The 3,927-nt window shown below is 66.4% G+C and carries 4 protein-coding genes and 1 pseudogene; 2 read left to right on the top strand and 3 right to left on the bottom strand.

From position 1 onward, the window contains the following. Positions 1-895, bottom strand: a pseudogene (locus tag DBR20_RS22805) (efflux RND transporter permease subunit); the annotation flags it as partial. Positions 896-957: 62 nt separating this feature from the next. After that, positions 958-2,109, bottom strand: coding sequence for an efflux RND transporter periplasmic adaptor subunit (locus DBR20_RS07790; RefSeq protein WP_108265783.1), 1,152 nt, complete (start codon positions 2,107-2,109; stop codon positions 958-960). 205 nt (positions 2,110-2,314) lie between these two features. Between DBR20_RS07790 and DBR20_RS07785 the strand changes: the two genes are divergently transcribed. Together DBR20_RS07785 and DBR20_RS07780 are read left to right on the top strand one after the other, a co-directional pair. Beyond that, complete coding sequence (locus tag DBR20_RS07785) at positions 2,315-2,710, top strand: c-type cytochrome (protein ID WP_089240512.1); 396 nt, start codon at positions 2,315-2,317, stop codon at positions 2,708-2,710. A gap of 9 nt (positions 2,711-2,719) precedes the next feature. Further along, the gene (locus tag DBR20_RS07780) at positions 2,720-3,181 is read left to right on the top strand and encodes a cytochrome c (protein ID WP_108265782.1); all 462 of its coding nucleotides are present in this window, start codon (positions 2,720-2,722) and stop codon (positions 3,179-3,181) included. A 157-nt stretch (positions 3,182-3,338) separates the two neighbouring features. Here DBR20_RS07780 and DBR20_RS22800 read toward each other — a convergent pair. Further along, positions 3,339-3,927: ATP-binding cassette domain-containing protein (locus DBR20_RS22800; protein WP_258223247.1), on the bottom strand; the 589-nt coding region annotated here is incomplete at its 5' end.

The following is a 3,927-nucleotide window of genomic DNA, read 5'->3' as shown; positions in this document are numbered from 1 at the left end:
CGCTGGAGCCGCCGCTCGACGACGCGCTCTGGGCGGCCGACGCAGCAGCGACCGCCGCAGCCGAACCCGTCGACGCCGCAATGTTGAACATCTGCTGCAGTGCCGAGTCGGCCGCACTGCCGTTGGATGCCTGGGTGGTGACCAGCAGGTTGCGGATCTCTTCCAGATCGGCGAACTGGTTGACGGTACGCACCAGGAAGCGCTGCGAGCCCTCCTCCAGGCGGCCGCCGGAAATGTTGATGTTCTCTTCCTTCAACCGCTTGATGACGGTGTCGATCGGCAGGTTGAGCTGGGCCAGTTTCTGCTGGTCGATGTCCACCTGGATCTCGTCTTCCAGACCACCGCCGACCTTGACCGCCGCCACGCCGGTGACCGGCTCCAGCTTCTTCTTCAGGTCTTCATCGGCATAGCGACGCAGGCCGTTCAGTTCACGGATCGCTTCTTCGTCGGTCGCAGGCGCGGCCTTGGTCGACAGCACCAGGCGCATGATCGGCTCGGTGGAGGGATTGAAGCGCAGCAGCACCGGAGCCTTGGCTTCCAGTGGCAGGTTCAGCGCTTCCATCTTGTCGCGTACTTCCAGACTGGCCTGGTCCATGTTGGTGCCCCAGGCGAACTCGAGCACCACATCACTCTGGCCGGTGCGCGACACCGACTTCAGCTTGCGCAGGTTCTTGACCACGCCCACGGCCTCTTCGACCGGCTGAGTGATCAGGGTTTCCATTTCAGTCGGCGCCGCACCGGTGTACTCGGTGCGCACGGTCAGCGTCGGATAGCTCAGGTCCGGCAGCAGATTGACCTTGAGGTTGCCCAGTGCGATCAGGCCGAACAGCAGCAGGGTGACCGTGCACATGGCGATGGTGACGCGACGGCGGGTGGCGAACTCCACCAGGCCGCCACGCATGCCTGCGGCGGCGCCGTCGCTCCCTGGCGAGGCACCGGGGTCGTGGCCGGGCGCGGTCATTGCGTGCTCCCGGCCTTCTCTGCCGGCTTGGCCGAGGTAGCCACCGTCTTCGCCTTGGCCTTCGGATCGGCGATCACCTGCACTGCCGTGCCATCGCGCAGGGCGACCTTGCCGGCGGTGACGATCTGGTCGCCAGCGGCCAGGCCCTCGCGGATCTCCACCCACGGCCCTTCGGCGTAGCCAAGCTTGACCGGCACCCGCGCGACCTTGCCCTCGCGCACCCGGAACACCGCCGGCTCACCATCGTCCAGCAGTGCCAGGCGCGGCACCACCAACGCGTCGGCACGCTGGTCGTAGTCGATGCGGATGCGGCCGAACATGCCCGGCTGCAGCGACTGCGCGGCGCCATCGAAAGCACTGACCACACGGAAGGTGCCGCTGCCCGAATCCACTACCGGCGCGATGCGGTCCACGATGCCGGTGAAGGTCTGGCCCGGCAGCGCATCGGCCGACAACGTGACCGGCTGGCCTGCGCGCAACGTCGCCAGCTCGCGCTCGGGCACGTTGAGGGTGGCTTCCAGCCGCGAGTTGTCGACGATGCGGAAGATCGGTGTGTTGATCTGCACGAAGTTGCCGGTCTTGATCGACCGCGAGGCGATCACACCGGAAATCGGTGCGACCACGGTGGTGTACGACAGTTCCAGCGTGGCCAGGCGGTACTGGGCGCGGATGTTTTCCAGGTCGTAGCGCAGCTGGTCGACGCTGGCCGCACTGACCAGCTGCTGGCTGACCAGCTTCTGTGCACGCTGATAGTCGTTTTCCAGCTTGCGCATCTGCGCTTCGCTCTGCGCTACGGACAAGCGCGCGCGGTCCGGATCCAGCCGCACCAGAGGCTGCCCGGCGCTGACCCGCTGCCCTTCCTCGACCAGCACCGCCAGCGCGACGCCCGAGGTCTTGGCCACCACCTGCGATTCGGCGCGCGGCTCCAGTGCTGCGGTTCCGGTGTAGCTGGCGGCCACCGCGCGATGGCTGGCCACGGCCACTTCCACCGGCACCGCGTCGACCTTCTTCTCGTCCTTGGTCTCGGCCGCCTTGGCCTCGTTGTTGGGCCCAGCGGCGCAACCGCTCAGCAGCAGGGAGGTGGAGAGCAGCAGCGCGGCAGCGCAGAGTCCGCTGCGGGGGCCGGGCAGGAAGGTTTGGTGCGACATCGTCAGATCCCTGGAGGATGCGTGGGCAGGTGTGGTAGCAAAGTAATGCACCACTTCACGGCAACACCATATCCCAAAGGTCATGGTGCCTTCACGCCGCCGGTCGGGCCGACCCCATTTCAGCTAGATGAAACCTGAGGCTATACTCGGGTCGTTCCGTACCCCACGCCGGAACGACCAGACCCGAATCCCCGGAAAAGACACCATGCGCCCGCAGCCGCTCGCCGCTTGTCTCGCTCTGGCCGTCCTCCTGCCCCTCGGGGCCGCCGCACAGCCCGCTCCTGCTTCTGCTCCTGCAGCACCCGCCCCGGCACCGGCTACGGCCCCTGTGCCGGCGGCCGCCACGCCCACCGGCAGTTTCGACAATGGCCGTGTGCTGGCCTATACCTGCCAGGGTTGCCACGGCATCACCGGTTACAAGAATGCGTACCCCAGTTACCGGGTACCGAAGATCGGTGGCCAGACCCAGCAGTACCTGACCCAGGCCCTGACCGAGTACCGCCAGGGCAAGCGCCGGCATCCCACGATGCAGGCACAGTCGATGAGTTTCAGCGAACAGGAGATCGCCGATCTCGCTGTTTACCTGTCCACCGTCAAGTAAGGCCCGCCCATGTCGAAAGCCGCGCATCCACTGCGTCATGCCATCGCCCTGTCCGTCGCCCTGCTGCTGGCGGCCTGCTCGCAGTCACAGGTGGAGAACAGCGAGAAATCCGCCGGCGATCCCGGCCATGCCAGCGGCGAGCACGGATCGTCTTCATCCGCTGGCCTGCCTGCCGGGCGTGAAGCCGCCGGTGAGGCCCGCGCCAAGGTCAAGAGCAAGGCCACCAGCCAGAGCTGCATTGATTGCCACGGTGCCGACGGCAATGCGCCGATCGATGCAACCTACCCGAAGTTGGGCGGGCAATATGGCGATTACCTGGCGCATGCGCTGCAGGCCTACCGTGCTGGTGACCGCCAGCATGCGCTGATGACACCGCAGGCGAAGGACCTGAGCGATCAGGACATCGCCGATCTGGCGGCGTACTTCGGCAGCCGCACGAGCCAGCTGCGGGATCTGCACGGGGTCAAATAGGATCAGGGCGCGGTGGCGCCCCTGCATCTACGGTAGCGCCGGGCCATGCCCGGCGGAATGCCAGAATCGCCGCGTGGGTGCGGGTCGTTGGTCCGCACGGATCCGGATATCCACGCATGGCGTGGATCTACTGAGCCGGGCATGACCCGGCTCTCGCTCAGCCTTCCAGCTCTTCCCAGCGTGCGTACGCGGCATCCAGTTCGGCCTGCACCTTGGCCAGCTGCTGGGTGTGTGCGGTCACTTCGGCGCTGCTGCGCGTGTAGAACGACGGATCGTTCATCGCTGCGGTCAGGCCTTCGACATCGCCTTCGAGCTTTTCGATCGTCTTCGGCAGCTGTTCCAGCTCGCGCGCTTCCTTGTAGGGGAGCTTGCGCTTGGGCGCAGCCGGTTCCGCAGCCGCCACCGGCGCAGCGACCGCGGACTTGGCCGCAGCAACCACCGCAGGCGCTGCGGCCACGCTGGCCGCGTAACGCTGCCAGTCGCTGTAGCCGCCCACGTACTCACCGATCACGCCATCACCTTCCATCACCAGGGTGGACGTCACCACGTTGTCGATGAAGTCACGATCATGGCTGACCAGCAGCAACGTGCCGTTGTATTCGCCCAGCAGCTCTTCCAGAAGCTCCAGGGTTTCTACGTCCAGGTCGTTGGTCGGTTCGTCCATCACCAGCAGGTTGGACGGCTGCGCGAACAGCTTGGCCAGCAGCAGGCGGTTGCGCTCGCCACCGGACAGGCGGGTGATCGGC

This window comes from Stenotrophomonas sp. HMWF023 (assembly GCF_003060985.1).
Classification (GTDB): domain Bacteria; phylum Pseudomonadota; class Gammaproteobacteria; order Xanthomonadales; family Xanthomonadaceae; genus Stenotrophomonas; species Stenotrophomonas lactitubi.
This window is presented reverse-complemented; position numbering and strand designations above follow the sequence as displayed.

Excerpts from the sequence above, each read along its gene's own strand:
- DBR20_RS07780 (WP_108265782.1), top strand. The coding sequence starts at position 2,720 with ATGTCGAAAGCCGCGCATCCACTGCGTCATGCCATCGCCCTGTCCGTC.
- DBR20_RS07790 (WP_108265783.1), bottom strand. The coding sequence starts at position 2,109 with ATGTCGCACCAAACCTTCCTGCCCGGCCCCCGCAGCGGACTCTGCGCT.
- DBR20_RS07785 (WP_089240512.1), top strand. The coding sequence starts at position 2,315 with ATGCGCCCGCAGCCGCTCGCCGCTTGTCTCGCTCTGGCCGTCCTCCTG.